This is a genomic window from Pseudomonas petrae (assembly GCF_021728295.1).
GTDB classification, from domain to species: Bacteria; Pseudomonadota; Gammaproteobacteria; order Pseudomonadales; family Pseudomonadaceae; genus Aquipseudomonas; species Aquipseudomonas petrae.
Genome location: NZ_JAKJXE010000011.1, coordinates 139,059 through 161,780, shown reverse-complemented (window position 1 = coordinate 161,780; position 22,722 = coordinate 139,059). Strand labels below are relative to the sequence as shown.

At 59.6% G+C, this 22,722-nt stretch carries 29 protein-coding genes; 28 read left to right on the top strand and 1 reads right to left on the bottom strand.

Translation table 11 applies throughout. The annotated features are described in order from the left end of the window. Nucleotides 1–483: 483 nt before the first annotated feature. The gene (locus tag L4G42_RS19610; RefSeq protein WP_237255047.1) at nt 484–813 is read right to left on the bottom strand and encodes a hypothetical protein; all 330 of its coding nucleotides are present in this window, start codon (nt 811–813) and stop codon (nt 484–486) included. A 114-nt stretch (nt 814–927) separates the two neighbouring features. Here L4G42_RS19610 and L4G42_RS19605 point away from each other — a divergent pair, with 114 nt between their 5' ends. From L4G42_RS19605 to L4G42_RS19470, 28 genes are all read left to right on the top strand, one after another. Beyond that, nucleotides 928–1,299, top strand: a complete 372-nt coding sequence (locus L4G42_RS19605; protein WP_237255046.1) for a chemotaxis protein — start codon at nt 928–930, stop codon at nt 1,297–1,299. Next, the gene (locus L4G42_RS19600) at nt 1,299–1,637 is read left to right on the top strand and encodes a hypothetical protein (RefSeq protein ID WP_237261089.1); all 339 of its coding nucleotides are present in this window, start codon (nt 1,299–1,301) and stop codon (nt 1,635–1,637) included. The genes L4G42_RS19605 and L4G42_RS19600 overlap by 1 nt, the downstream gene beginning before the upstream one ends. Next, nucleotides 1,637–2,134 (top strand): DUF2514 family protein, encoded by a 498-nt coding sequence (locus tag L4G42_RS19595; RefSeq protein ID WP_237261087.1) that lies wholly within the window; start codon nt 1,637–1,639, stop codon nt 2,132–2,134. Before L4G42_RS19600 ends, L4G42_RS19595 begins: the two co-directional genes overlap by 1 nt. Before the next feature lie 130 nt (nt 2,135–2,264). Next, nucleotides 2,265–2,651, top strand: coding sequence for a hypothetical protein (locus L4G42_RS19590; protein ID WP_237261085.1), 387 nt, complete (start codon nt 2,265–2,267; stop codon nt 2,649–2,651). Between the two features lie 60 nt (nt 2,652–2,711). Then, complete coding sequence (locus L4G42_RS19585; protein WP_237261083.1) at nt 2,712–3,044, top strand: hypothetical protein; 333 nt, start codon at nt 2,712–2,714, stop codon at nt 3,042–3,044. Nucleotides 3,045–3,095: 51 nt separating this feature from the next. Then, the gene (locus L4G42_RS19580; RefSeq protein ID WP_237261131.1) at nt 3,096–3,380 is read left to right on the top strand and encodes an HNH endonuclease; all 285 of its coding nucleotides are present in this window, start codon (nt 3,096–3,098) and stop codon (nt 3,378–3,380) included. Between the two features lie 215 nt (nt 3,381–3,595). Further along, the gene (locus L4G42_RS19575) at nt 3,596–4,018 is read left to right on the top strand and encodes a terminase (RefSeq protein WP_037015252.1); all 423 of its coding nucleotides are present in this window, start codon (nt 3,596–3,598) and stop codon (nt 4,016–4,018) included. A 27-nt stretch (nt 4,019–4,045) separates the two neighbouring features. Further along, nucleotides 4,046–5,800 carry a terminase large subunit gene (locus L4G42_RS19570; protein ID WP_237261081.1) on the top strand — a complete coding sequence of 585 codons (1,755 nt, stop codon included), beginning with the start codon at nt 4,046–4,048 and terminating at the stop codon, nt 5,798–5,800. Beyond that, nucleotides 5,800–7,068, top strand: a complete 1,269-nt coding sequence (locus L4G42_RS19565) for a phage portal protein (RefSeq protein WP_237261079.1) — start codon at nt 5,800–5,802, stop codon at nt 7,066–7,068. The genes L4G42_RS19570 and L4G42_RS19565 overlap by 1 nt, the downstream gene beginning before the upstream one ends. Nucleotides 7,069–7,086: 18 nt before the next feature. Then, nucleotides 7,087–7,749: an HK97 family phage prohead protease gene (locus L4G42_RS19560; protein WP_237261077.1), complete on the top strand. Its 663-nt coding sequence runs from the start codon at nt 7,087–7,089 to the stop codon at nt 7,747–7,749. Between the two features lie 2 nt (nt 7,750–7,751). Further along, nucleotides 7,752–8,915, top strand: a complete 1,164-nt coding sequence (locus L4G42_RS19555; protein WP_237261075.1) for a phage major capsid protein — start codon at nt 7,752–7,754, stop codon at nt 8,913–8,915. 37 nt (nt 8,916–8,952) lie between these two features. After that, the gene (locus L4G42_RS19550; protein WP_237261073.1) at nt 8,953–9,144 is read left to right on the top strand and encodes a hypothetical protein; all 192 of its coding nucleotides are present in this window, start codon (nt 8,953–8,955) and stop codon (nt 9,142–9,144) included. Beyond that, nucleotides 9,141–9,500, top strand: a complete 360-nt coding sequence (locus L4G42_RS19545) for a head-tail connector protein (protein ID WP_237261071.1) — start codon at nt 9,141–9,143, stop codon at nt 9,498–9,500. Before L4G42_RS19550 ends, L4G42_RS19545 begins: the two co-directional genes overlap by 4 nt. Further along, nucleotides 9,470–9,802 carry a phage head closure protein gene (locus tag L4G42_RS19540; protein WP_237261069.1) on the top strand — a complete coding sequence of 111 codons (333 nt, stop codon included), beginning with the start codon at nt 9,470–9,472 and terminating at the stop codon, nt 9,800–9,802. The genes L4G42_RS19545 and L4G42_RS19540 overlap by 31 nt, the downstream gene beginning before the upstream one ends. After that, on the top strand, nt 9,795–10,238 hold the full coding sequence (locus L4G42_RS19535; RefSeq protein ID WP_237261068.1) for an HK97-gp10 family putative phage morphogenesis protein: 444 nt from the start codon (nt 9,795–9,797) through the stop codon (nt 10,236–10,238). Before L4G42_RS19540 ends, L4G42_RS19535 begins: the two co-directional genes overlap by 8 nt. After that, entirely contained in the window at nt 10,238–10,603 is a 366-nt protein-coding gene (locus L4G42_RS19530; protein WP_237261066.1) for a DUF3168 domain-containing protein, read from the top strand. The genes L4G42_RS19535 and L4G42_RS19530 overlap by 1 nt, the downstream gene beginning before the upstream one ends. A gap of 86 nt (nt 10,604–10,689) precedes the next feature. Next, a complete protein-coding gene (locus tag L4G42_RS19525; RefSeq protein ID WP_237261064.1) occupies nt 10,690–11,418 on the top strand; it encodes a phage tail tube protein in 729 nt (242 codons plus the stop codon). 9 nt (nt 11,419–11,427) lie between these two features. Continuing rightward, a complete protein-coding gene (locus tag L4G42_RS19520) occupies nt 11,428–11,862 on the top strand; it encodes a phage tail assembly chaperone family protein, TAC (RefSeq protein ID WP_237261062.1) in 435 nt (144 codons plus the stop codon). Continuing rightward, a complete protein-coding gene (locus tag L4G42_RS19515) occupies nt 11,859–12,089 on the top strand; it encodes a phage tail assembly protein T (RefSeq protein ID WP_074892756.1) in 231 nt (76 codons plus the stop codon). The genes L4G42_RS19520 and L4G42_RS19515 overlap by 4 nt, the downstream gene beginning before the upstream one ends. Nucleotides 12,090–12,092: 3 nt before the next feature. Next, nucleotides 12,093–14,999 carry a phage tail tape measure protein gene (locus L4G42_RS19510; protein WP_237261059.1) on the top strand — a complete coding sequence of 969 codons (2,907 nt, stop codon included), beginning with the start codon at nt 12,093–12,095 and terminating at the stop codon, nt 14,997–14,999. Next, a complete protein-coding gene (locus L4G42_RS19505) occupies nt 14,989–15,327 on the top strand; it encodes a phage tail protein (protein ID WP_133773234.1) in 339 nt (112 codons plus the stop codon). The genes L4G42_RS19510 and L4G42_RS19505 overlap by 11 nt, the downstream gene beginning before the upstream one ends. 7 nt (nt 15,328–15,334) lie before the next feature. Beyond that, a complete protein-coding gene (locus tag L4G42_RS19500) occupies nt 15,335–16,084 on the top strand; it encodes a phage minor tail protein L (RefSeq protein ID WP_237261058.1) in 750 nt (249 codons plus the stop codon). A 2-nt stretch (nt 16,085–16,086) separates the two neighbouring features. Further along, on the top strand, nt 16,087–16,842 hold the full coding sequence (locus tag L4G42_RS19495) for a C40 family peptidase (protein WP_237261056.1): 756 nt from the start codon (nt 16,087–16,089) through the stop codon (nt 16,840–16,842). 32 nt (nt 16,843–16,874) lie between these two features. Next, nucleotides 16,875–17,225 (top strand): hypothetical protein, encoded by a 351-nt coding sequence (locus L4G42_RS19490; protein ID WP_237261054.1) that lies wholly within the window; start codon nt 16,875–16,877, stop codon nt 17,223–17,225. 43 nt (nt 17,226–17,268) lie between these two features. Continuing rightward, the gene (locus L4G42_RS19485; protein ID WP_237261052.1) at nt 17,269–17,880 is read left to right on the top strand and encodes a tail assembly protein; all 612 of its coding nucleotides are present in this window, start codon (nt 17,269–17,271) and stop codon (nt 17,878–17,880) included. A gap of 57 nt (nt 17,881–17,937) precedes the next feature. Then, a complete protein-coding gene (locus L4G42_RS19480; RefSeq protein WP_237261050.1) occupies nt 17,938–21,555 on the top strand; it encodes a TipJ family phage tail tip protein in 3,618 nt (1,205 codons plus the stop codon). Between the two features lie 47 nt (nt 21,556–21,602). Continuing rightward, nucleotides 21,603–21,944 carry a hypothetical protein gene (locus tag L4G42_RS19475; protein ID WP_237261049.1) on the top strand — a complete coding sequence of 114 codons (342 nt, stop codon included), beginning with the start codon at nt 21,603–21,605 and terminating at the stop codon, nt 21,942–21,944. After that, nucleotides 21,944–22,663 carry a hypothetical protein gene (locus tag L4G42_RS19470; RefSeq protein ID WP_237261047.1) on the top strand — a complete coding sequence of 240 codons (720 nt, stop codon included), beginning with the start codon at nt 21,944–21,946 and terminating at the stop codon, nt 22,661–22,663. The genes L4G42_RS19475 and L4G42_RS19470 overlap by 1 nt, the downstream gene beginning before the upstream one ends. Nucleotides 22,664–22,722 lie beyond the last annotated feature (59 nt).

Here is a 22,722-nt window from a genome sequence, read left to right as displayed (position 1 = left end):
TGATGTGTATCCGCCACTATGCCAGATTGAGGCTAAGTGCCACTACGCAATCCGATGGCCGGGCTGGTGGAACAGACGCCCAGCGAAAGATTTTCAGAAAACACTTTTCCGCGCGGAATAACTCTGTTTTCATGGCACGGTGTTCATCGCATTCAGCGCGACACGCACTAGAAGCCCGGCCAATGTGTCGGGCTTTTTTGTGCCCCTAATTCGCCGACGACGTGACGTTTTCGGCCTGGCTTGCTCGTGACGAGTTGGCCGCACCAGCCTCGGCTGGTTTTATTTGTTGCGGGACGCCATAGCCAGGGTGGTTCCTTCGGGAGTGGCCTGGACGCGATAAAGCCGGTAGTCACGCGTACGGAAAGAACACCGGCAGTCATTGGACCCTTTACCTCGAGTGTGCTGGGGGTGGCTTTGGCGGGCAGCGTGGGAAGACACGCGCAACATTTCAAGGGCTCGCCATCTCGGCGGGCCCTTTTGCGTTCACAGCGGCTTGCGACCCGATCGAACGTCGTGGATGTCGTTGAGAAGAAATTTAACGAACTCCAAACCGAGTACGGAGAAATAGATGGCTCCCAATATCTCCCATCGGCCGACCGGGTCATCCGTAACGGCGAATGAAATGATCTGGTACACGCACATAGCGAGGATGAAAAGGGTAGCCCCAAATCTAGCCGCAAAGCTGACCAGCTTCCTCATTACCTTCCCCATGTTCTGGGTGATGGTCGCAACGAGGTCGGACTGGTTGACCTGGTGCGTGATAACTCCTGCCGCAATTGTTGCAAGCATCGTGATCCATAGATCCTTTGGCATTCGATAGTCCTTTGAATGGTTGACCGGCGTGAGAGCCAGGAAGACTAATCCAAAAACTAGCGAATGCATTTTTTCCATTGCGCCAAAAGGCGATCAGTTCGAATCGGAGTAGCGATGGACCCAACCGACCTCGGCCCAGGCACAGCTACCTGGCTGGGTGGCACTGGGACTGTATTGCTCGGCGGCTTCTTGTGGCTGAAGCGGTTCCTCGCCAAGGAAGCGACTGAGCGGGCCATGGACAACGCCGACATTGGCACAGTCCGCCGCCTGAATGAATTGCTCGACTCGGAGCGAGCTCGTGCGAACGCCGCCGAGGCTCGCGCTGACCAGTTCGCCAAAGAACGAAACGACGCTGTCGCTGCTGTAGGACGGATGGAGGGGAAGATCGAAGCCCTGACGAGCCAGGTCGCCCAGCTCACCCAGCAGGTCACCCAACAAAGCGACGAGATCACTCATCTGCGAACAAGGTTGGGAGGAATCAACTGATGGAAGGATGCACATTCAACTTCATCGCCCGCCACTGGTGGAAGCGAGTCGAGGTATGGGTTATCGCCATGCTGATTGTCGTTGGCTCGTTCTCACTGGGGTTTGGCGCATCGCAGTGGTCGCTCGCCAGCTGGTACAGCAGCCAAGTCACCCAAGTGCGGACCGCTTACGACGAAGCGCTCAAACAGCGCGACCTTCGTCTGACCAAGCTTGCCGACAGCACGAAGGAAGCGGCGGGCAAGGTTGAAGCCGCCGCTGACAGTGCGAGCAAGGCAGCCGAGAAGGCAGACAAGGCCGCCGACAAAGTCAACGAGGCAGTTGACCGAGTCACGCCTTGATGGGTGCGCTCAAGCTGGTTCCTATCTGGGCATGGGTGCTGCTGGCCCTTGCGACTGCGACCGGCTATCTGTACCTGCGGCTGGACCACACAAAAACGGACCTTGCCGCCGTCACGGGCGAACGTGACGTTGCCAACGCCCGCGCTGCATCGATCGGCAAGACGCTGAGCCTGCAACGCCAACTCACTGAAGATTCGAACAAGGCGACAGACCATGCGACCGAACAGGCTGAACACGTTACGGCTGCCGTTGTTGTTGCTGATGACCGCGCTCGCAGCCTGCAGCAGCAAGTCACCGATCTGCTTGCCAACCGAAAGCGTTGTTCTACCGACCATGCCAGCACAGGCAAGACAAGAGACGACCTCGCCGCTGTGCTCGCCGACCTGCGTCGAAGCGCTGACGAAGAAGCGGGAAGCCTGGCAGCAGCGCTTGACCGAAGCCGAATAGCCGGTCAGCTGTGCGAGTCGATGTACTCGGCAGCGATGAAGGCCAGATGAAGAAGTCCTGGTACGTCACAGTGCCGGGCTACCCACCATTCCCCATGATCATGCAGGAAGACCACGATCACGCTGGTGCCCTGGCATTCGCGCGCTGCAAGTGGCCCACCTGCACAGTTGAGTAGATCCAATGACCGATATCTCCCGACATCCACTGCTTCAGCAGGCCTACGACGTATGTCAGGCGATTGAGGCCTGTGGCGCTTCCGTGCAGCTTACCCAGGCAGTGTGCAAAGCGAGTGTCCTGCTGCAAGCGCTCGACCAGCACATCAAGTCCGATCCGCCTGGAACTATCGCATTCAAGGTCGATATCGACTCGACCGGCATCGACGAAGCAATCGGAAAGGCTGAGACGCTGCATCGCCTTACGTCGAGCTATGTGCTCGATCCCCTGGAGCAGGCCATCGATCAAGCCGCCCGCTTGGTCGCGGATGCAGAGGGTGAGCTCGCGATCAAGTTGAGCCGCCACCTTGACGCCTTGCTGGCCAAGCAATTGCTGCAGGTCAGCGGCCGCTGATGGCCTGCTCAACCTGCGCAGCTGTACGCAACCGAGCCCTGAAGTTCATGAGGATCGCCAGTGAGCGAATCAACCAACTGCGTCAGCGTGGCGACGATCATGCCGGCGGACAGCCTGCACCCGAACAGCCCTCAGCCAACGATGGGCACGCGGGTGATGTTGACCGACGGCAGTGAGCTGACAGGCATCACGTCCATCACCATGACGGCAGAGCCGGGTGGTGTGTGGAAGGCGACCATCACCGTGATGCCGCATCGTGTTGAGCCGATCACGGCCGAAGTCGTGGTGGTGGAGACGGACGAGCCTCTCAGTCCTGATGATCAGCTCCTTGAGGTCACAGCACTAGGCGACTGTGTCCGCCGGTGCATACCAGCACCCAAGCGCATCGAGTAGCTGATGCCAGTCCGACCGAAGCGGCATCAACCGTCTGCGCCTTCCACTCCAATGCACAAGACACCTGAGCAGGAGCGCGGCACCAGCAGCCAGCGTGGGTACAACTACCGATGGCAGCAGTCGCGCAAGGGCTACCTTGCCAAGCATCCCCTGTGTGTTCACTGCGAGCAGCGCGGCAGGGTGGCAGCAGCCACTGACGTCGACCACATCGTGCCGCACCGTGGTGACATGGATCTGTTCTGGGACCGCACCAACTGGCAAGGGTTATGCCATCCATGCCACTCAGTGAAGACCGCAACAGAGGATGGTGGCTGGGGCAACCGCCGGAGTCGGTGAGGCATGATCGAATGAGAATGATTCGCGCGAAACGGATACGAAATCGACTCTTTTGGTCACGTTTCTGGCTATTTGATCGAAAATTGACCGATTTTGATAGGTTTTCGCTATCAGGGAGGGGGAGGGTTGAAAGTTTGGCCGTTTTCACTCCCAGACCGCGCCCGAGGCGTTTTTTCGCGCCGTCATAATTAGGATTTGAAAATCGAGGGTGACAAATGACCAGAGGACGGAAGCCGACGGCGCCGCACCTCAAGGTCCTGGCCGGTACCGATCGCCCGGATCGGGGGGAAGAAGACGCGCCAGAGTTCGACCTGATTGAAGATTTCCCGGACCCGCCCCAGCACCTGAACGCAGACGGCGCCGAAATGTGGCGGAACCTGGGCCGGCAGTTGGTGAGTGCGAAAGTGCTGCAGGTCGTCGACCTGTATTCCCTCGAGCAGCTCTGCCATGCCTGGCAGTGTTTCAGGAAGAAAGCCAAGGCCGACATGGAATCGACCGCCGCTGAAACGACGGCGCTCAAAGCGCTGTTCTCCGAATTCGGCATGACGCCCGCGAGTCGCCGGAAGGTTTCATCGGGCGGCACTGAGAAAAAAGGCAACGCGTTTGCCGGGAATGGCCGCAAACAAGTGGGGAAATAATCGAATACACAGGCTGTGGAGTGGGTCATGCGTGACTTTGTAAAGATCGCGACTGACTACGCCAAGGCCGCAGTAGCGGACAAGAAGCGCAAGAAGCACGGCAAGCTGATACGCCAAGCTGCTCAGCGCTTTCTCGATGACCTCAAACGGGCGAAAAAGAAAGACTGCCCGTTCATGTTTGACCCGTGGCACGCCAACGACCCCTGCGACTTCATCGAAAAACTGCACCACGTCGAGGGCAAGTGGGAGAAACCCACGATCGTGATGCACGCGTCTCACGTTTTCTTCGTCGTCCAGCTCTTCGGCTTTCGCAAGCGCGAGGCGGTGTTCACCGAAGGCTGGGGCGGCAACGGGATGTTCCATCCGCGCCGGTTTACCTCGGCACTGTTCGCAGTCGCGCGGAAGAACGCGAAGAGCACGCTGTCGTCGGCCATCCTGCTGTATTGCGAGTGCTGCGAACCGGAAGAGGGCGCGCAGATAGTCAGCGCGGCCACCACGTTCGGTCAGGCCGCGATCATCTTCAACGCCGCCAAGCGGATGACCGAGAAAAACGCCGACCTTCGAGAGTATTTCGGCCTAGAAGTCTGGGCTAAGTCGATCACTAGGGTGGAAACCGGTGCCAGCTTCAAACCAATCCACGCCAAGGCGTCAACTCAGGACGGCCTGAACCCGTCGCACGTTGGGCTCGACGAGATCCACGCACACAAAACGGCTGACCTGCTCAACGTATTGCAATCGGCGGCCGGCGCCCGAGGCAACCCGCTTTGGTTATTTACGACCACCGAGGGTTACACAAACCCCGGGCCGTGGGCCGAAATCAGGATGTTCGCCAAGAAGTTGCTGGCAGGGCTGTTCGGCCACACGGCTGACCACTATCTGGTCGTGTTCTACGCGGTCGACGACGAAGACAAGAGCCTCGGCATCAAGGCCGACGAGGAGTTCGACGAACGCTGCTGGATCAAAGCCAACCCGCTGATGGACGTGAACCCGCACCTGCTGGCCGCGATCCGCAAGGAGGCCGTGGAAGCGAAGCAGATGCCGTCGAAGATGGCCGAGTTTCGAATCAAGCGGCTCAATCGGCCGGCGTCTACTGCCGACGGCTGGATCGACCTCAACAAGTGGCAGCAGTGCGGCGGCGAGGTTGACCTTGAATGGCTGGCGGACTTCCCCTGCTGGGGCGGGCTAGACCTCGCATCGACAACTGACCTGACGTGCTTTCGTCTGGTCTGGAACGTCGAGGGCGTCATCTACACATATGCCTGGCGCTGGGCACCGGAGAGCGCGGTGGCGTTCCGCACCGAACGCGGCACGGTTCCTTATGCTTCGTGGGTGGAATCCGGGCTGCTCAAACAGACCGAAGGCGACGTCACGGACTACGCCGTGATCGAAGCGGACGTGAAGGCCGCAAACGAGCGGTTCAACATCCAGGCCATCGGCTACGACAAGTGGAACGCCTCGGACCTTGTGAACCGGCTTGTCGCCGGCGATATCCCCATGGTCGAGTTCATCCAGGGGCCGAAATCCTACCACCCGGCGATGCAGGTGCTCGAACGGGCCTACATATCAGGCCAGTTTGCACACGGTGCTGACCCACTTCTGAACTGGTGTGCCTCGAACCTGATCGCCCGGCGCGACGACAACATGAACATGGCGCCTGACAAGAAGCGGTCAGCCGACAAGATCGACGATATGACCGCTTTGCTTATGGCAATTGGTGTCTCGGGCGCCAGTCCGGACGACGTCAATGTCGATGACTTCCTCTCTAGACCAATGAGTATGTAATGGCCGATACCGACTACAGCATCGATCTGCGTACGCGCAGTCCCTTCTGGGCGCGTATGGCGAGCTTCTTTGTCGGTGGCCGCCTCACATCCCCGGACAAGGGCTCGCAAACCGGCCCGATATCGGCATCAGGGGTGGTGGGCGACTCGGTCGTTAACGACGAGCGCTCGCTGCAGATATCCACGGTCTTCGCGTGCGTGCGGCTGATCTCAAGCGTGACCGCCTGCATGCCGCTGGACGTGTTCGAAACAAACGGGGATGACCGAATCAAGGCCCCGCTGACCCACCCGCTCGCGCGGCTCCTGCGGTACATGCCCAACCAGTACATGACGGCCTTCGACTTCCGTGTCGCGATGACCATGCAGCTCTGTTTCTACGGAAACGCCTATGCGCTAGTCGAGCGCAACGCGGCGGGGGATGTGATCAGCCTGATTCCGCTGATGTCGGTGAACATGGATGTCCGCATGGAAGGGAAGCGGATCGTTTACCGATATCGGCGCGACACGGAGTACGCCGAATTCAAGCAAAGCGAGATTTTCCACCTCAAGGGCTTTGGCTTCAACGGCCTGGTAGGTCTGTCACCGATCGCGTTCGGAGCTAGAACCGCAGGTGTCGCGGTCGCTATGGAAGATCAGCAGCGGGACTTTTACGCCAACGGCGCGAAATCGCCGCAGATCCTGTCCACTGGCGAGAAGACGCTGAGCAAAGGCCAGCGTGATCAGGTGGAGCAGAACTTCAAGGAGATCTCCGGCGGTCCGGTCAAGAAGCGGCTGTGGATCATCGAGGCAGGTTTCACCACCCAACCGATCGGCGTCAGTCCTCAGGACGCAGAGACGATGGCTGCCCGGAAATTCCAGGTGAGTGAGCTCGCGCGGTTTTTCGGCGTCCCGCCGCACCTGGTGGGCGATGTCGAAAAATCCACCAGCTGGGGTTCTGGCATCGAGCAGCAGAATCTGGGTTTCCTTCAGTACACGCTCGATGCATACCTCGAGATCTGGGAGACATGCATCGTGCGCTGGCTGGTCAAGCCCTCCGATCTGGGCAAGCTCCACGCCGAACACAACCGCGACGGGCTTCTGAGCGGTGACTCGACGGCCCGAGCGAACTACATGAAGACGCTGGTCGATACCGGCCTGCTGACCATCAACGAAGGGCGCCGAGTGAACAACAAGCCTCCGCTTCCAGGTGGTGACGTGGCCACGCGCCAATCCCAAAACGTGCCCCTTGAGCAACTTGGCAAAACAAACCCCGCCCCTGGCGGGGTTTAGTTTTTCTGGAGTCAGTAAATGTCCAATATTCATAAGACCATCGCCTTCGAACAGGCTGAAATCAAGTTCTCCGGCGGGAGTACGCAGGGCGTCTTCGAAGGCTATGCCAGCGTCTTCAACAAGGTCGATGCCGATGGCGACATCATTCTGCCGGGCGCCTTTGCGAAGGCGCTTACGGGCCAGTCCCGAGCGGTGGCGATGTTCTTCAACCACCAGCGAAACGCCATTCCTGTCGGCAAGTGGCTGCATCTGGAAGAGGACAGCAAGGGATTGCTCGCGCGCGGCGAGCTCACGCCGGGTAATCCTCAGTCCGAGGCGCTCAAGTCCGCCATGCAGCACGGCACCGTAAACGGCCTGTCGGTAGGCTTTCTGGCTGGCGCTGCCGACTTCGACCGCATTGCGACCGGCATGGCCTTCAAATCCATGCAGCGGCTGCGTGAGATCAGCATCTGCACGGAGCCAGCCAACGAAGACGCATCCATCTCCTCGCTGAAGAGCATGGACGCCATCGAATCTATTCGTGATGCGGAGCACTGGCTGAGGGATTCGGCCGGCCTATCCAAATCCGAGGCGCAGGCGTTGATCGCCCGCATCAAGTCCGCAGTTCGGAGCGATTCCGAAGGTGGCGAAATCACCGCGATCCTGGATCGCATCAAGTCCTTCCCATCTGTAGGAAAATAAACATGTCCGAATTGGCCCAGATTCAAAAGGCTATCGAAACCGCGCAGGAGAACATGACCGCACTGTTCGATGCGCAGAAGAAAGAGATCACCGCGACCGGTGAGGTCAGCAAGAAAATTCAAACCGATCTGCAGACCGTGCAGGACGAGCTTAAAACCGCAGGTACTCGCCTGTTCGACCTGGAATCCAAACTCGCCGGCGGCGAACTGGACAACCCAGAGCACAAGAAGAGCTTCGCCGAGCGCGCGGCCGAGGACATCAAGAAAGGCTGGAACGGCTCCACCTCCGGCAAGGTTGACGTCAAGAGCTTCAGCAAGGCGCTGGGCAGCGGCGCTGGTTCCGCCGGCTCGCTGGTACAGGTTCAGCGTAATCCAGGCATTTTGATGCCCGGTATGCGCCGCCTCACCATCCGTGACCTGCTGGCGCAGGGCCGCACTACCTCGAACGCCATCGAGTACGTGCGCGAGAACGTGTTCACCAACGGTGCCGCGCCGGTTGCCGAGGGCGCGTTGAAGCCTGAAACCCAGCTCACCTTCACCAAGGAAACGGCGAACGTCAAAACGATCGCTCACTGGATTCAGGCTGCGCGCCAGATCATGGATGACGCGCCGATGCTCGAATCCTATGTGAACGGTCGCCTGCTGTTCGGTCTGGACCTGGTCGAAGAAGGCCAGTTGCTCAACGGTGACGGTACCGGTGACAACCTGCTGGGTTTGAACAAAGTGGCTACTGCGTATGACGCCGCGCTGAATGCAACCGGTGACACCCGGGCCGACATGATCGCTCACGCGATTTTCCAGACCAGCGAGTCCGAGTTCGAGGCCTCCGGCCTGATTCTCAACCCGCGCGACTGGCACGCGATCGCGCTGCTGAAAGATGCCGATGGTCGCTACATCTTTGGCGGTCCGGCTGCGTTCGCTGCGAAAGTCATGTGGGGCCTGCCGGTTGTGGCAACCAAGGCCCAGGCCCAGGGCACCTTCACTGTAGGCGGCTTCGACCTGGCCTCGCAGATCTGGGACCGCATGGACGCAACCATCGAGGTCAGCAACCAGGACCGCGATAACTTCGTCAAGAACATGCTGACCATCCTGTGCGAAGAGCGCCTGGCGGTGACCCACTACCGTCCGACCGCAATCATCAAAGGCACTTTCACCCCAGCGGCATAACGACAGGAGCGGGGCGGACAACCGCCCCGGTTTCACCATGAAAACTATTCGCGCATTGCGGCAGTTCTCGCACTACCACGCTGGCAACTTCGATCAGCATGAGAGCCGACCGGTTGCTGACGACATCGCCGACGCTCTTGTCGACATGAAGCTCGCCGAGGTGGTCGACGGCGATGGAACTACCCCGGCTGATGGGCAGCCCAAGGCGAAGGAAAAGGTCAAAAAATGACCGTTGCCCTTGCCGATTTGCTGGCGATGGACCTCATCAAAAAGCATTTACGGGTCGATTCGGCGGATGAGGATGATCTGATCGAGCTTTACGCGGAGTCGGCGCTGGCCTGGGCTCTCTGGTACTGCGACAACCCACTACTGGTTGCCGCAGCGGACATCCCGGCGAGCTTCAAGTCGGCGCTTCTGCTGCTGATCGGCCACTCTTACACGAATCGTGAAGCTGTGCTGGTCGGCACCTCAGCGGAAGTTCTGCCGATGGGCGTCATCCCGCTTCTATGGTCGTCCCGCAGCCTGGCAGACAGCAAACCGCAGGAGGAATACCCATGCGAGCCGGCGATCTTCGTCATCGGGTGACCTTCGAGGAGAAGGTCGTCACCAACGATCCCGTTTCCAACGAGGAGCTGGTGACGTGGGTTGAATTCGCCACTGTCTGGGCGGCAGTTAAGGATCTGAGCGTGCGCGAGTTCATTTCGGCACAGTCGACCCAGTCCGAGGTCACCTGCAGGATCGTGACGCGTTACCGTGACGGCTTTGACGCGACCATGCGTGCTCGTCATGACGGCAGGATCTACAACTTGCACGGCATTTTGCGTGATCCGGTGTCCGGCAAGGAGTACCTGACCTTTCCGGCGAGCCAGGGAGCAAACGATGGGTGATCGGATCGAGTACAAGCTCAAGGGTGCCGACGAGTTGTCCGCCCGTTTTCGGGGGTTGACCGAGGAAATGCGTCGCAAGGTCGTCACGCCGGCGGCCAAGGATGCGATGGAAATCGTTCTCGCGGATGCGAAGGACCGCGCAGCGCGGATCGATGACCCCGAGACCTCGAACTTCATCCCGAAAAACCTCGCGATCGTTGAACGCAAGGCGATCGGCGTTGAGGTGGGCGCAGTTGTGATGTCCGTCGGTGTGCGTAAGCGTAGCGGGGGGCAGGGCGGCGGCAATACGTTCTATTGGTGGTGGGTTGAGCTCGGCACCGAAAAGAATCGCGCAAAGCCATTCTTGCGGCCCGCCCTGGCCAACAACCGCGAGGCCGTTTTCAAGGAGTTCCTCGGCTCGGCCAAGTACCAACTGATCAAACTCGGGGTGAACTGATGCTCGCGCCCATTACACAGGTGTGCAAAGCCGATCCTGCTGTGACCGCGCTGCTCGGCGACACCCCGCTCCGGCTATACCCGCATGGCGAAGCACCGCAGGACGTCGCCAGGCCGTACGCGGTTTGGCAGGTGGTGAGCGGCTCGCCCGTGAACTACATCAACGGGCAGCCAGAAATAGATCGGTACGGCCTGCAGATCGATGTCTACGCCACAACAGCGGTCTCTGCCGATGCGGTGGTCTCTGCCATGCGCAAAGCGATCGGGAAGCGGGCCTACATCACCGGCTTCGGCGTGGACACCGTAGACAGCGCCACCAAGAATTACCGCAAAGGTTTCGATGTTGCCTGGCTGGTGAGTCAGTAGCCGGAACACCTGAAAGAACGACCCGCTCCGGCGGGTTTTTTTATGCCCGCCATTTATGATTTCGCAGGAAATCGGGGAGTACCAAATTGACCATTAATGTCCAGGGCACGGAGCTTTTCGCCATCGACCCGGCTAACAACACCATCCTCGATGTGGGCTGCTTCACCACACTGGATGGTATCGACACTTCGGTAGCGCAAGTTGATGTGACCTGCACCAAATCGAAGGGCCGCGAGTACGAAGCTGGCCTTGCTGAGCCCGGTTCCGCGACCTACGGCCTGAATATCGACCCGAAAAACCCGGTTCACCTGCGCCTTCACCAATTGAAGATCGCGGGCACCAAGCTCAAATGGGTGGTCGGTTGGTCGGACGGCTACAACTTTGAAACCGAGGAAGGTATCCAGCCTCTCGTCGGCGCTCCAGGCGCGCTGTCTGCGCTGGTGTTGAATTCTGCGGGTACTGGATACACCACTGCTCCGACGGTCGCCATTACTGGTGGCGGCGGTACTGGCGCGGCAGCAACGGCCCAGGTCGCGAACGGCAAGGTCACTGGCTTCACCATCACCAACGAAGGCAGCGGCTACACCAGCGCACCGACCGTGGCGCTCACTGGCGGTGCTGGTAACGGCGCATCGGCTCGCGCCTTGGTGGCCAACGATGTCGATTTCGAGCTGCCAAACACCCGCACCTGGCTCACCTTCGAAGGCTACATGAACAGTTTCCCGTTCACGTTCGGCCTGGGCGACGTCGTTAAATCCACCGTTGGCATCCAAGTCTCGGGCGAGCCCGTGCTGATCGCCAAGACCGCGCCGTAAGGAACCCTCATGGATCTGAATATTGCTTCGCTCAAAGCGGCCGGCGCTTTCATCTCGGAACCGCAGAAAAAGGAAGTCAGCTGGCACGCGAACGGAAAGCCGCAGAAGGCCACCGTGTACGTGCTCCAGGAGTCGTTCATTTCGCTGACTCAGCGCTGGGATGCGCAAGACCGTGGCGGTGACTTAGCGGCCCAGCGCATCGCGTCCTGCATCACCGACAAAAACGGTGTGCCGGTCTTCACCGTCGAGGACGTGGTTGGCGGGCCAGAAACAGGTCACGGCCCGCTGTGCGCCGAGCTGGCGATTGTGCTGCTCGCCGCGATCGGTGAGGTCAACAAGGTGCCGGAGGGCGCGCTCGAAAAAAAATCCAACCCGAGGAAGAGCTCTGGCACGAGCTCGCGATCGTCCTCGGAACGACGATTGCCGAAGCCAAGCAAAGAATGACCTACGTCGAGGCGATGGACTGGATGCGTTACCGGCTTCAAACCGGTTCGCTGAATCTGGGCCTTCGCCTCGATGAGGGTTTCGCCTTGCTGGCCACGGTGTTCAACAACGTCATGGGCGGTAAAGCCAAGTTTTCGGATTTCATGCCGGATCGCGGTTTTAAAGACGCCCCGAAGGCTGCCACGCCGCAGGATCTGTTGGCGCTCTTGCAGCGCGTGAAGGGGTGATTTATGGCTGTTGATTCGCTCGGCCAGTTGACGGTCGATCTGGTGGCGAACACTGGCGGCTTTGAAAAGGGGATGGATCGTGCGCAGCGCGCGCTCAAGTCGGCGACCAAGGAAGCGGCTTATCAGGCTGGCCAGCTGGACAAGCTGGTCGGGCAGATTGACCCGGTAGTCGCGGCTTACGGCCGGCTCGACAAGATGGAAGACCAGTTGCGCAAGCACCGCGCTTCCGGGCGCCTGGACAAGAGCGATTTCGATGATTACCTGAAAAAGCTCAACGACCAGCGCGACGCCATCGGCAAGACCGACACGGTCATGACCAAAGGCACGATGTCGGTCAAAGCTTACAACGCTGCGCTGCGCGGCGTGCCTGCTCAGTTCACCGATATCGCGGTCTCGCTGCAAGGTGGCCAAGCCCCGCTGACGGTCTTTTTGCAGCAGGGCGGGCAGCTCAAAGACATGTTTGGCGGCATCGGTCCTGCCGCCAAAGCGTTATCGGGCTACGTGATGGGGTTGATAAACCCCTTCACCGTTGCCGCAGCTGCGGCCGCGTTGCTGGCACTGGCCTACAAGCAGGGGAGCGAGGAGGCGACGGCGTATAACGCAGCCCTCGCGATGACGGGCAATACCGCCGGCACCAGTGCAAGCGGGCTGGCAGACATGGCGCGTCAAGTCGCTCAGTCGGGCGGCACTGTCGGCAAGGCGGCGGAAGTTCTGGCGCAACTGGCCAGCTCGACGCGGATTCCTGTCACTGCCTTCGAGTCGATTGCGGCGGCTGCGATCAAATTCCAGTCGGCCACGGGGGTCGCGGCTGACGAGACGGTTAAGAACTTCGAGCGCATCGCCAAGGACCCGGTCGCGGAAATTCTGAAGCTCAACGAGTCGATGAATTTCCTGACGGCGACGACCTACGAGAACATCAGGTCGTTGCAGGAACAGGGCAAAACTCAGGATGCAGCCGCGGTCGCTACAGCAGCCTATGAAGACGGGCTGAACCGGACCTCAACGTCCATCAAGAACAACCTCGGCACTCTTGAAACGGCGTGGGCGGGTGTAATGTCCGCCGCCAAGTCGGCATGGGATGCCGCGCTCAACGTCGGTCGCGAAGACACGCTCGACCAGCAGATCAAAAAGCTGGACGAGCAGCTCGATGCAATTGCGGCCAACGCCGCGAAACGCAACCAGCGCAACGCCAAAGGCCAGCTCGTCGACCCGATGAGCAACCTGACCCCGGATGACTCGTTCCGCAAGGAAGCGCTCGAGCGAGACAAAACCGACAAGCTTGTTCAGAAGGCTGAAGAGGATCGTCGGTCCGCAGCAAAGGGTTTTGCTCAGCAGCAACAGCAGCAGGCTCTGGACGATCAGCTCAAGCTGGACAAACTCCGCAAGGAAACCGAGAGCAACGCCGACAAGCGCGCCCGGGAGCTCGCCGATTACCGGCTATTAGTAGAACGACGGATCGTCCAGGCCCGCAAGACCGGCGACAAATCTCTGTTGCTCTCGTCAGATCAGCAGGCGAAGGACGTCGCCGCGATCAACGACAAGTACAAAGACCCAGCAACGCCCAAAACACCGCAGTATCGCGAAGACGCCGGCACTAAGGCATTGGACGCGGCACGGCAGCAATATGCAGCGCTTCAGCAGCAGGGCGCACTGATCGGCGACCAGAACGCGGCCAGTCAGACCTTGGGGGCGAATGCCAAAAAGCTTGTTGAGTGGGAGCAGCAGCTCGCCGATATCAAGAACAAGCAGACGCTGACGGCTGATCAGAAATCCCTGCTGGCGAGCTCTGACCTCTACACCGCCCAGCTCAAACGCAACGCAGCGCTCGAGGCTGAGAACACGCTCCGCGAAAAAGGTCTGGAGACGCAGCGCAAGCTCGCCGCTTTCGATGAGAACTTGCGCGGTCAGCTCAGCAGTGCGCAACAGGGCCTGGACAACAACCTCGCTGGCGCTGGTCTGGGCGATGTGCAAAAGCAGCGACTGAACGAGCAGCGCAACATCCAGCAGTCCTACCAGTCGCAGATGGACAAGCTGACGTCCGACTACAACAAGAGCAACAAGGACCAGTTCAGCACCGATCTCTACGACAAAGAGACGGCGTCGCTTAAAAGCGCGCTGGATCAGCGCCTGGCCATGCAGCGGCAGTATTACGTCGACGTCGACAAGGCCCAAAGCGACTGGACCGTCGGCGCCTCGTCTGCCTATCAGGACTATCTGCAAAGCGCCAAAGACGTCGCCGGCCAGACCAAAAGCCTGTTCACCGGCGTGTTCAGCGGTCTTGAAGACACCGTTGTGAATTTCGCCATGACGGGCAAGGCCTCGATTGCGGACTTCACCAAATCGGTGCTGGCTGACTTAGCCCGCATCGCCGCACGGCAGGCGATTGCGTCAGGAAGCAGCGCGCTGCTGGGCGTGGCGACTACAGCAGCTGGCGCACTGTTCGGCGGCGGCTCCGCTGGATCGACTCAGTCGGGGTACACCGGCGCAGCGTATCAAAGCTGGCTCTCCTCGCAGCACTGGGATGGCGGCTACACCGGCGACGGCGGCAAGTACGAGCCGATGGGCGTCGTTCACGGCGGCGAGGTGGTGATCCGCAAGGAAGTGGTTCAGCAGCCCGGGATGCGGCAGTACCTCGAGCGCCTGAACAAGTCCGGAAAGCCTTATGCAGACGGTGGTTACGTGGGGCTGGCTTCGGGCGGTTCTGCGGCCACTGGCCCGGCCAGCGCCGCCGGATCTGTGGTCATTCAACAGAACTTCACAGTGCCCAGCGCGGCGAACGACTCGTCGGCCAAGGATATGCAGGCGGTCGGGCAGGCCTATGCCGACACCGCCAAGCGCGGCGCCCAGCAGGCAATCGCTGAAGAGCTTCGCCCAGGCGGCGCAATTTGGAGGGTCATCAATGGCCGTTGAGACATTCACCTGGTGTCCGAAACTGGAGACGACCAGCGCGCCCGAATATCGGACCAGATCGAGCAAATTCGGCAACGGTTACGAGCAGGTGGTCGGCGACGGGCCTAACAACAAGGTCGACGTGTGGCCTCTGACATTCGTTGTGCGCGAGGCCGTGGCGCTTGAGATCAAAGCTTTTCTTGATCGGCACGCCGGGTTCAAGTCGTTCTTCTGGACGCCACCACTCGGCGAGATGAGCTTCTACCGGGCATCAGCCCCCACTGTCTCGCCGAATGGCGCAGGCTTTTACACCCTGACGACCACGTTCACCCAGTCATTCATCCCATAGGTAAAACATGCCGCTGATCAAAGATATCCAGGTGCTCGAGCCTGGTAGTGAAGTGCTGCTGTTTGAATTGGATGGATCTGATTTCGGCGCGGATGTGTTGCGGTTTCACGGTCACTCCATCCCGTACACAGCCGCTGAGTTGATCGCTGCTGGCGCCGATGCCGATCAGCTGCCTGCTAAGGCGATCTGGTGGCAAGGGGAGGAATACGGCGCCTGGCCGATGCAGATCGACGGAATCGAGGCGACCGGCGACGGCACGGCTGTTCGCCCAACGCTGTCTGTGGGCAACGTCAATGGCCGCATCACCGCGTTGTGCCTGGCGTTTGAAGACCTGCTGGATTTCAAGCTGACTATGCGGCACACGCTGGGCTCGTATCTGGATGCCGAGAACTTCCCCGGTGGGAATCCTGACGCGGATCCCTCGCAGGAGACGATCGAGGTCTGGTTTCTCGACCAGAAGACTTCCGAGAACGGGTCAAGCGTAGCGTGGGAGCTTGCGAGCCCTGGCGATGTTGGCGGCGAATCCATCGGCCGGCAAATGACGACGCTGTGCCATTGGTGCCTCACCGGCGGTTACCGCGGACCGAACTGCAATTACACCGGGCCTTACCGCGACAAGGACGGGAATCTCACCGACGATCCAGAAAAGGACGAGTGCGACGCTACGCTGGGCCGCGGGTGTGTGCCTCGCTTCGGTGAGGGCAACTCCCTGCCGTTTGGCGGCTTTCCTGCTGTTTCCCTGATCGCCAGGAGCTGACCATGCTGAAACACATCCTCAAAGCAGTTCAGGCGCACGCTGCCGAGCAGTATCCGCGCGAATGTTGCGGGCTTCTGATCAGCATCGGCCGCAAGCAGCAGTACATCCCGTGCACGAACACTGCCGCCGACCCCAATGAAGAATTCCGCATAGCGCCGGAGGATTACGCCGCCGCCGAAGACTTGGGCGAAGTGATCGGCATCGTCCACTCGCACCCTGACGCCACAAGCAGGCCGTCTCCGCGTGATTTGGCGATGTGCGAGGCCACGGAGTTGCCATGGCACATCCTAAGCTGGCCAGAAGGCGATCAGCGAACGATTGTTCCCACCGGCAATACGCCGCTGCTGGGCCGACCGTTTGTGCATGGCGCTTGGGACTGCTGGCAGATCTGCGCTGACTGGTACAAACGCGAGTGGGGTCTGGAGTTCGAAGCATTCAAGCGTGAGGACGGTTGGTGGGAGCGCGCGGACGGACCGAGCTTATATGAGCAGGCCTATGAGGCAGCGGGATTTGAGCGTGTAGGCACACCCCGGCGCGGAGACATGGTCGTCATGGAGATCGGGCGCACCAAGCATCCAAACCACGCCGGGATTTTCCTCGGTTCAGATCCTAAACTGCCGGGCGAACCGGCTGCTGTGCATGGCGCTGGACCTTTCCTGCTTCATCACATGCACGGCAAACCCTCCGAGATAATTGTGTTCGGTGGCCCTTGGCATGACCGGACGCGGCTGATACTTCGCCATCGCGATGCGCGGTGATACGCTCGGTTCTTTCTCAATGAGGGACCATCATGCGAATTTTAGTTGGAGCGCTGGCGTTTGTTTTACTGGCGGGGTGCATGGCGCGCCCTATGAATGAGGTTCGGCAAGACGGTCCTTTTAAGGTTCTGCACTCCAAGAAAACCGATAAAGCTCTTGCCGAATGTGTTCAGTACGAATGGCAGAACCAGTCTCTGTTCGGTGTCACTCCCCAAGCGACAATGCAGCCCGGCAGAGACGGCGGTTACACGGTATTCACGGCGGCTTCTGAATATTTTGTGGACATTAAACAGGGCGCAACCGGTACGGATGCCAGGTATTACGTGATAGCCAAAAACTGGATAGCCAAGGCACGGTTAGAGAAACTCCAATCTTGCCTCTAACAGACTCGACCCGCTTAGGCGGGTCTTTTATTGGGAGACACTTATGTCGGCCACCTACACGCCGATGACGGTTATCAAGCTCTCTGGGTCGCTCGCAAAGCGCTTCGGAAGAGAGCACCGAAGGGCAATCGATAGTCAAAGTGTTTGGGAGGCATTTCGAGCGCTCAAAGCGACACTGCTCGGGTTCGACGAGGAAATCCGGCGACTGGATCGCTTGGGCCTTAGGTTCGCAGTTTTTCGAAACAGGAAAAATTCTGGCGCAGAAGCTTTCGATCTCGCGGGAACACGAGAGCTCCGAATCGTCCCTGTGCTCGATGGGAGTAAGCGCGCTGGTTCTTTGCAAACAATATTGGGCGCGGTATTGATTGTCGTGGGCTTGGTCATCACCGGCGGTACGTTCGGTGCTGGTGCGCCTTTTGGGTCCGCGCTGATAACTCTCGGCGCTTCAATGGCCGCCGGAGGCGTGATTCAGATGCTCAGCCCTCAAGCCAAGGGCCTGAGTCAAAGCGCCTCACCCGACAACTTGCCTTCCTACGAGTTTGGCAGTGCTAAAAACACCACTGCCAGCGGCAACCCGGTCGCGATCTGCATCGGCGAACGCCGGTGGGGCGGTGCGATCATCTCCGCATCGATTCTTGCTGAAGACAAAACCTAATCCTGAACTGAAACACCCGGCCGCCGATTGGCGGTTTTTTTATGCCTGGAGAAAAGCATGGGCGCAGCTGAACAAATCGACATCCGTGGCGCCAAAGGCGGCAGCAGCACCCCAAAGACGCCAACCGAGGCAACGGACAGCCTGCGCTCCACAAACTTGGCGAAAATCCTGATCGCGGTAGGTGAGGGCGAGTTCGAAGGCGTCCCGACGGCGGCCGACATCTATCTGGACAACACACCTATCAGCGATGCGAGTGGCAACGTCAATTTTCCCAATGTGAAGTGGGAGTGGCGCTCCGGCTCCGTTGAGCAGGACTACATCCCCGGCATTCCATCGGTTGAGAACGAGACGACCGTCAACGTTGAATTGCGCAGCGATAGCGCCTGGGTCCGTTCAATCACCAACACTCAGCTCTCCGCTGTGCGTGTCCGCCTCGCGTGGCCGGCACTTCAACGGCAGGACACTGAGGGGAATGTGGGCGGGTACAGAATCGAGTACGCCGTGGACTTGGCTACGGATGGCGGGGCTTACCAGCAGGTTTTGGCCGAGGCCGTGGACGGCAAAACCACTACTCGGTACGAACGATCTCGTCGAATTGATCTGCCTACCGCCACCTCTGGCTGGCAGATCCGCGTCCGCCGTTTGACGCCGAACCAGAACACCAACCGGATTGCCGACACGATGCTCGTGGCCGGGCTGACCGATGTCATCGATGAAAAGCTCCGGTACCCGAATACCGCACTGTTATTCATCGAGTTTGATGCCGAGCAGTTCAGCAACATTCCGGCCGTGACCATCAAGTGCAAAGGGCGGAAATGGCAGGTCCCGAGCAACTACGATCCTGTGGCTCGCACTTACAGCGGCGTCTGGGACGGGACTTTTAAGCAGGCCTGGACTAACAACCCTGCGTGGGTGACGTATGGCATCTGCACTGTCGACCGCTTCGGTCTCGGCAAGCGCATCAAGCCGTTCATGGTCGACAAATGGGAACTGTACCGAATCGCCCAGTATTGCGATCAACTGGTGTCGGATGGCATCGGCGGGCAGGAGCCCCGCTTTCTCTGCGACATGAACCTTCAGGGCAAGGCGGATGCCTGGACGCTGCTGCGCGACATCTCTGCGATTTACCGGGGCATGACTTACTGGGCGCAGGGTCAGCTCGTGATGCAGGCGGACATGCCGCGCGCGCAGGATTTCGACTATGTGTTCACCCGGGCCAACGTGATTGGCGGGGAAATGAACTACGGCAGCGCCTCGGCAAAGACACGCTACACCCGCGCAATTGTCAGCTACGACAACCCTGCCAACAACTACGACACCGACGTGACCGCCTATTCGGACCTGGCGCTGCAGCGTCGTTTCGACGACAGACCCACCGAAATCAGCGCGATCGGCTGCACCCGGGCGTCGGAGGCTCAGCGCCGCGGTAAGTGGGTGGTGATGAGCAACAACCAGGACCGGACTGTCACGTTCAAGACCGGCATGGAAGGCGCGATACCGCTGCCGGGCTACATCATTCCGGTAGCTGACTCGCTGCTCGCCGGTAGCGAGGTTGGCGGCCGTATATCTGCCGCTGCTGGCCGCGTGGTGACGTTGGACCGGGACACCATGGCCAAGGCCGGCGACCGGCTGATCGTCAACCTGCCAAGCGGCCAAGCGCAAGCGCGCACGGTCCAGTCCGTGAATGGCAGAGCGATCACGGTCACCACGGCGTACAGCCAGACGCCAGGCCCTGAGCTTCAGTGGGCGCTCGACGCCGATGATCTGGCCATCCCGCTGTTCCGTGTTTTGAGCACCAAGCGGACCACCGAGGGCGACTACGAGATCTCAGCGCTCCAATACGAGCCGAGCAAGTTCGCCTACATCGACACTGGCGCGCGCCTTGAAGAGCGCCCGACCAGCGTGATTCCGCTCACTGTCGTTCCGTCGCCGGCGAGCGTGACACTGACCTCGACAACTGCGATTGCGCAGGGCTTGGCCGTCACCACCATGACGATCGCCTGGCCCGCGGTGAATGGCGCTGTCGGCTATGACGTCGAATGGCGCAAGGACAATGGGAATTGGATCAAGGTGCAGCGCACCGGCGCAAACAGCGTCGATATCGTGGGCATCTATTCCGGCTCATACCTCGCGCGCGTTCGGGCTGTCAGCGCCTACGACATCTCGTCGGTATGGCGCAGCTCGATCCTGACCCAACTCAACGGGAAGGAGGGCCTGCCGCCGGCGGTGACCTCGCTGACGGCTACGGCTTTGATTTTCGGCATCCACCTAAAGTGGACTTTCCCACCAGGTGCTGAGGACACCCAGCGCACCGAGATCTGGTACGGCCCGACCACGGACCGGGCTGCGGCCACAAAGCTCAGCGACCTGGCTTATCCGCAGTCCGAGTACAACATGCAGGGCTTGCGAGCGGGCGTGACGTTCTTCTTCTGGGCTCGCCTGGTCGATCGCACGGGCAATATAGGGCCGTGGTACCCGGCCGGAATCTGGGTTATGGGGCAGAGCAGTTCCGAAGCGGCGCCGATTCTTGAGCTCATTGAGGGGGAAATCACCGAGTCGGAGCTCGGGCAACACCTGCTGGAACGCATCGACCTGATCGACGGGAATGGCCCGGGCTCGGTGAATGAGCGGATCAACGAGATCAAGGACGAGATCGGTGATCTGGTCGACGCGCTGGCGTACGTGCCAACCGATCCCTACGTTCGCGACAACACCGTCAGGGTTGGCAACAACCTTTGGACCGCCATATCCGATGTTCCGGCCAAGTCGGACGGATCGAACGGCCCACCGAATCCCAATTACTGGGTGAACAGCGGCCAGTCGATCAGGACCGCCAACGGCCTCGCCGCGCAGGTCACGAAGAACACGACTGACATCACCAGCATCGACGGCAGGACAACGTCGACGGGAACACAACTGCAAGCGATCCTGGCTTCAACGCGCGACGATCCGATCGCGGGTTTGATGGCGGATGCGCTTAAAGGGTGGGACGCCACGGCCAGCTATGCGCAGGAGGTGAAGGTCAGAGCTGAACAGGATTTGGCCCAAGCCCAGCGCACAACCGTCCTCGACGCGCGGGTGGGAACCAACGAATCTCGTGTGACAACGGTGGAGACGACAGTCGCGAGCACTACCACCGCTCAGGCATCGGTCAACCAACAACTCAACACCAGTATTGGCAATAACAAGACGGCTATAGAGACGCAAGCCGGAATCGTCAGCGACGTTAACGGGAAGATCAACGCCAGTTACAGCGTGAAAATGCAGTATGTCTCTGCCACTGGACAGTACATTGCCGCGGGCATTGCGCTCGGGATATCCAATGACGCTGGTTCAGTACAGAGCCAATTCCTCGTCTCGGCTGATCGTTTCGCGATCGTCAACACTATCGCCGGGGGCGCGGTATCCGTCCCGTTCGCTGTGCAGAACGGGCAGGTGTTCCTGGGGTCGACTTTCATTCAGGACGGCACGATCACCAACGCTAAAATTGGCAGCTATATCAGCTCCACCAACTATGTAGCTGGGCAGTCTGGCTGGATCTTGAACAAGAACGGGACGCTTGAGATCAATGGGGCAGTAGCCGGCGGCGGGCGCCTGGTCATCACGAACCGGTCTGTGCGCGTCTATGACGCCAACAACGTGAAGCGCGTGCAATTGGGAGACCTGACCGAATGAGTTTCGGAATTGAGGTTTCCGACGGGGCTGGCGCGAGGACTCTGGGGATGGATGACTTCACCATCCAGCGTCTGGCTTCTTTCGTCGTGGCTGGATCAAAGACGTCAGGCACCGGCGTGCGAACCGACTCCTTGGTGTACAACATCCCCGGCTATGACCCAGCCACCTGCTTTGTCATGATCACGCCGAGGGTATATGCCAACTATGCGCAGCCTGGGTACGACGATAACTGGGGGTACACCCCAACTTACAAAGACTTGGGAGGGACCCAGATCGGGATCATTCGCTATATGAATTACAAGCAGCCCACCGGTGTTGGCGGTAACACGGGAGACGCCTGGATCGAGAAGACAGTGGAATGTGTTGTTGAAGTTGTGAAGGTGATCTGATGGCTGACTATGGCTTATCGGTGACCAACAACGGCGGTTCGGTGATCATCAGCAATCTCTACAAGATCATGGTCTTCTCAGAGCGCGGCTCATTCCGGATTACGTCATCTTTCACGGACCGCGGCGGACAGGGATCTTATGTATTCGCCAGGCCGATCAAGACCCAAGAGCCCCCGCAGCTCTTTTTTGGCAACCTGAGCGGCCTTCACCCCAAGGTGAGTGTGTACATCACGCTTATTGGCGGGCCCGGCAACTGGACCGGCTTTGTTGCCAACTCCGCGATTGCAGGTGGTAATAACCTGCAGAACACCTACGTAGAGTTCGTGGCCTGCAAGTATTGCGACACACCAAACCCGAATCAGTACGGCATGAATCAGTGGGATGCTAACGGAAACATCCTCTACAGCTCCGAGGATCGGGTTGTTCGTTACTCCAAGTTTGCCAAAAACTGGACCTTTGTATCGGGTAACGAGGTGTTCACCTACCGCAGTAACGTCACTTTGGATGCCGACGATTTCGTTTGCATCTCTGCCTTTGACCGAGGTGTGACCTGGTTCATCGGTTTTGATTTTGCAGGTATGACGATTCTTGATAATGGCGTGCCGACGCTGAACATCACGGTCAACGTGCCCGGCGGGGGTAACGCTTACCCCTACGGCGCCAACACCAGCTTTTGCGTCCCGGTGTGCAAGTTTCCTGTCGACAGGTTTCACAACTAATCACCACAGCCTTGAGGTTTCCTCCCCGGCAACTTCGCTCTGCTGAACACTAACCAAAT

Coding starts and splice junctions, on each gene's coding strand:
- L4G42_RS19605 (WP_237255046.1), top strand. CDS start 928: ATGGACCCAACCGACCTCGGCCCAGGCACAGCTACCTGGCTGGGTGGC.
- L4G42_RS19555 (WP_237261075.1), top strand. CDS start 7,752: ATGTCCGAATTGGCCCAGATTCAAAAGGCTATCGAAACCGCGCAGGAG.
- L4G42_RS19530 (WP_237261066.1), top strand. CDS start 10,238: ATGCTCGCGCCCATTACACAGGTGTGCAAAGCCGATCCTGCTGTGACC.
- L4G42_RS19500 (WP_237261058.1), top strand. CDS start 15,335: ATGCCGCTGATCAAAGATATCCAGGTGCTCGAGCCTGGTAGTGAAGTG.
- L4G42_RS19550 (WP_237261073.1), top strand. CDS start 8,953: ATGAAAACTATTCGCGCATTGCGGCAGTTCTCGCACTACCACGCTGGC.
- L4G42_RS19600 (WP_237261089.1), top strand. CDS start 1,299: ATGGAAGGATGCACATTCAACTTCATCGCCCGCCACTGGTGGAAGCGA.
- L4G42_RS19560 (WP_237261077.1), top strand. CDS start 7,087: ATGTCCAATATTCATAAGACCATCGCCTTCGAACAGGCTGAAATCAAG.
- L4G42_RS19515 (WP_074892756.1), top strand. CDS start 11,859: ATGACCTACGTCGAGGCGATGGACTGGATGCGTTACCGGCTTCAAACC.
- L4G42_RS19610 (WP_237255047.1), bottom strand. CDS start 813: ATGCCAAAGGATCTATGGATCACGATGCTTGCAACAATTGCGGCAGGA.
- L4G42_RS19570 (WP_237261081.1), top strand. CDS start 4,046: ATGCGTGACTTTGTAAAGATCGCGACTGACTACGCCAAGGCCGCAGTA.
- L4G42_RS19480 (WP_237261050.1), top strand. CDS start 17,938: ATGGGCGCAGCTGAACAAATCGACATCCGTGGCGCCAAAGGCGGCAGC.
- L4G42_RS19575 (WP_037015252.1), top strand. CDS start 3,596: ATGACCAGAGGACGGAAGCCGACGGCGCCGCACCTCAAGGTCCTGGCC.
- L4G42_RS19535 (WP_237261068.1), top strand. CDS start 9,795: ATGGGTGATCGGATCGAGTACAAGCTCAAGGGTGCCGACGAGTTGTCC.
- L4G42_RS19510 (WP_237261059.1), top strand. CDS start 12,093: ATGGCTGTTGATTCGCTCGGCCAGTTGACGGTCGATCTGGTGGCGAAC.
- L4G42_RS19520 (WP_237261062.1), top strand. CDS start 11,428: ATGGATCTGAATATTGCTTCGCTCAAAGCGGCCGGCGCTTTCATCTCG.
- L4G42_RS19540 (WP_237261069.1), top strand. CDS start 9,470: ATGCGAGCCGGCGATCTTCGTCATCGGGTGACCTTCGAGGAGAAGGTC.
- L4G42_RS19485 (WP_237261052.1), top strand. CDS start 17,269: ATGTCGGCCACCTACACGCCGATGACGGTTATCAAGCTCTCTGGGTCG.
- L4G42_RS19565 (WP_237261079.1), top strand. CDS start 5,800: ATGGCCGATACCGACTACAGCATCGATCTGCGTACGCGCAGTCCCTTC.
- L4G42_RS19590 (WP_237261085.1), top strand. CDS start 2,265: ATGACCGATATCTCCCGACATCCACTGCTTCAGCAGGCCTACGACGTA.
- L4G42_RS19595 (WP_237261087.1), top strand. CDS start 1,637: ATGGGTGCGCTCAAGCTGGTTCCTATCTGGGCATGGGTGCTGCTGGCC.
- L4G42_RS19475 (WP_237261049.1), top strand. CDS start 21,603: ATGGATGACTTCACCATCCAGCGTCTGGCTTCTTTCGTCGTGGCTGGA.
- L4G42_RS19470 (WP_237261047.1), top strand. CDS start 21,944: ATGGCTGACTATGGCTTATCGGTGACCAACAACGGCGGTTCGGTGATC.
- L4G42_RS19545 (WP_237261071.1), top strand. CDS start 9,141: ATGACCGTTGCCCTTGCCGATTTGCTGGCGATGGACCTCATCAAAAAG.
- L4G42_RS19490 (WP_237261054.1), top strand. CDS start 16,875: ATGCGAATTTTAGTTGGAGCGCTGGCGTTTGTTTTACTGGCGGGGTGC.
- L4G42_RS19580 (WP_237261131.1), top strand. CDS start 3,096: ATGCACAAGACACCTGAGCAGGAGCGCGGCACCAGCAGCCAGCGTGGG.
- L4G42_RS19495 (WP_237261056.1), top strand. CDS start 16,087: ATGCTGAAACACATCCTCAAAGCAGTTCAGGCGCACGCTGCCGAGCAG.
- L4G42_RS19505 (WP_133773234.1), top strand. CDS start 14,989: ATGGCCGTTGAGACATTCACCTGGTGTCCGAAACTGGAGACGACCAGC.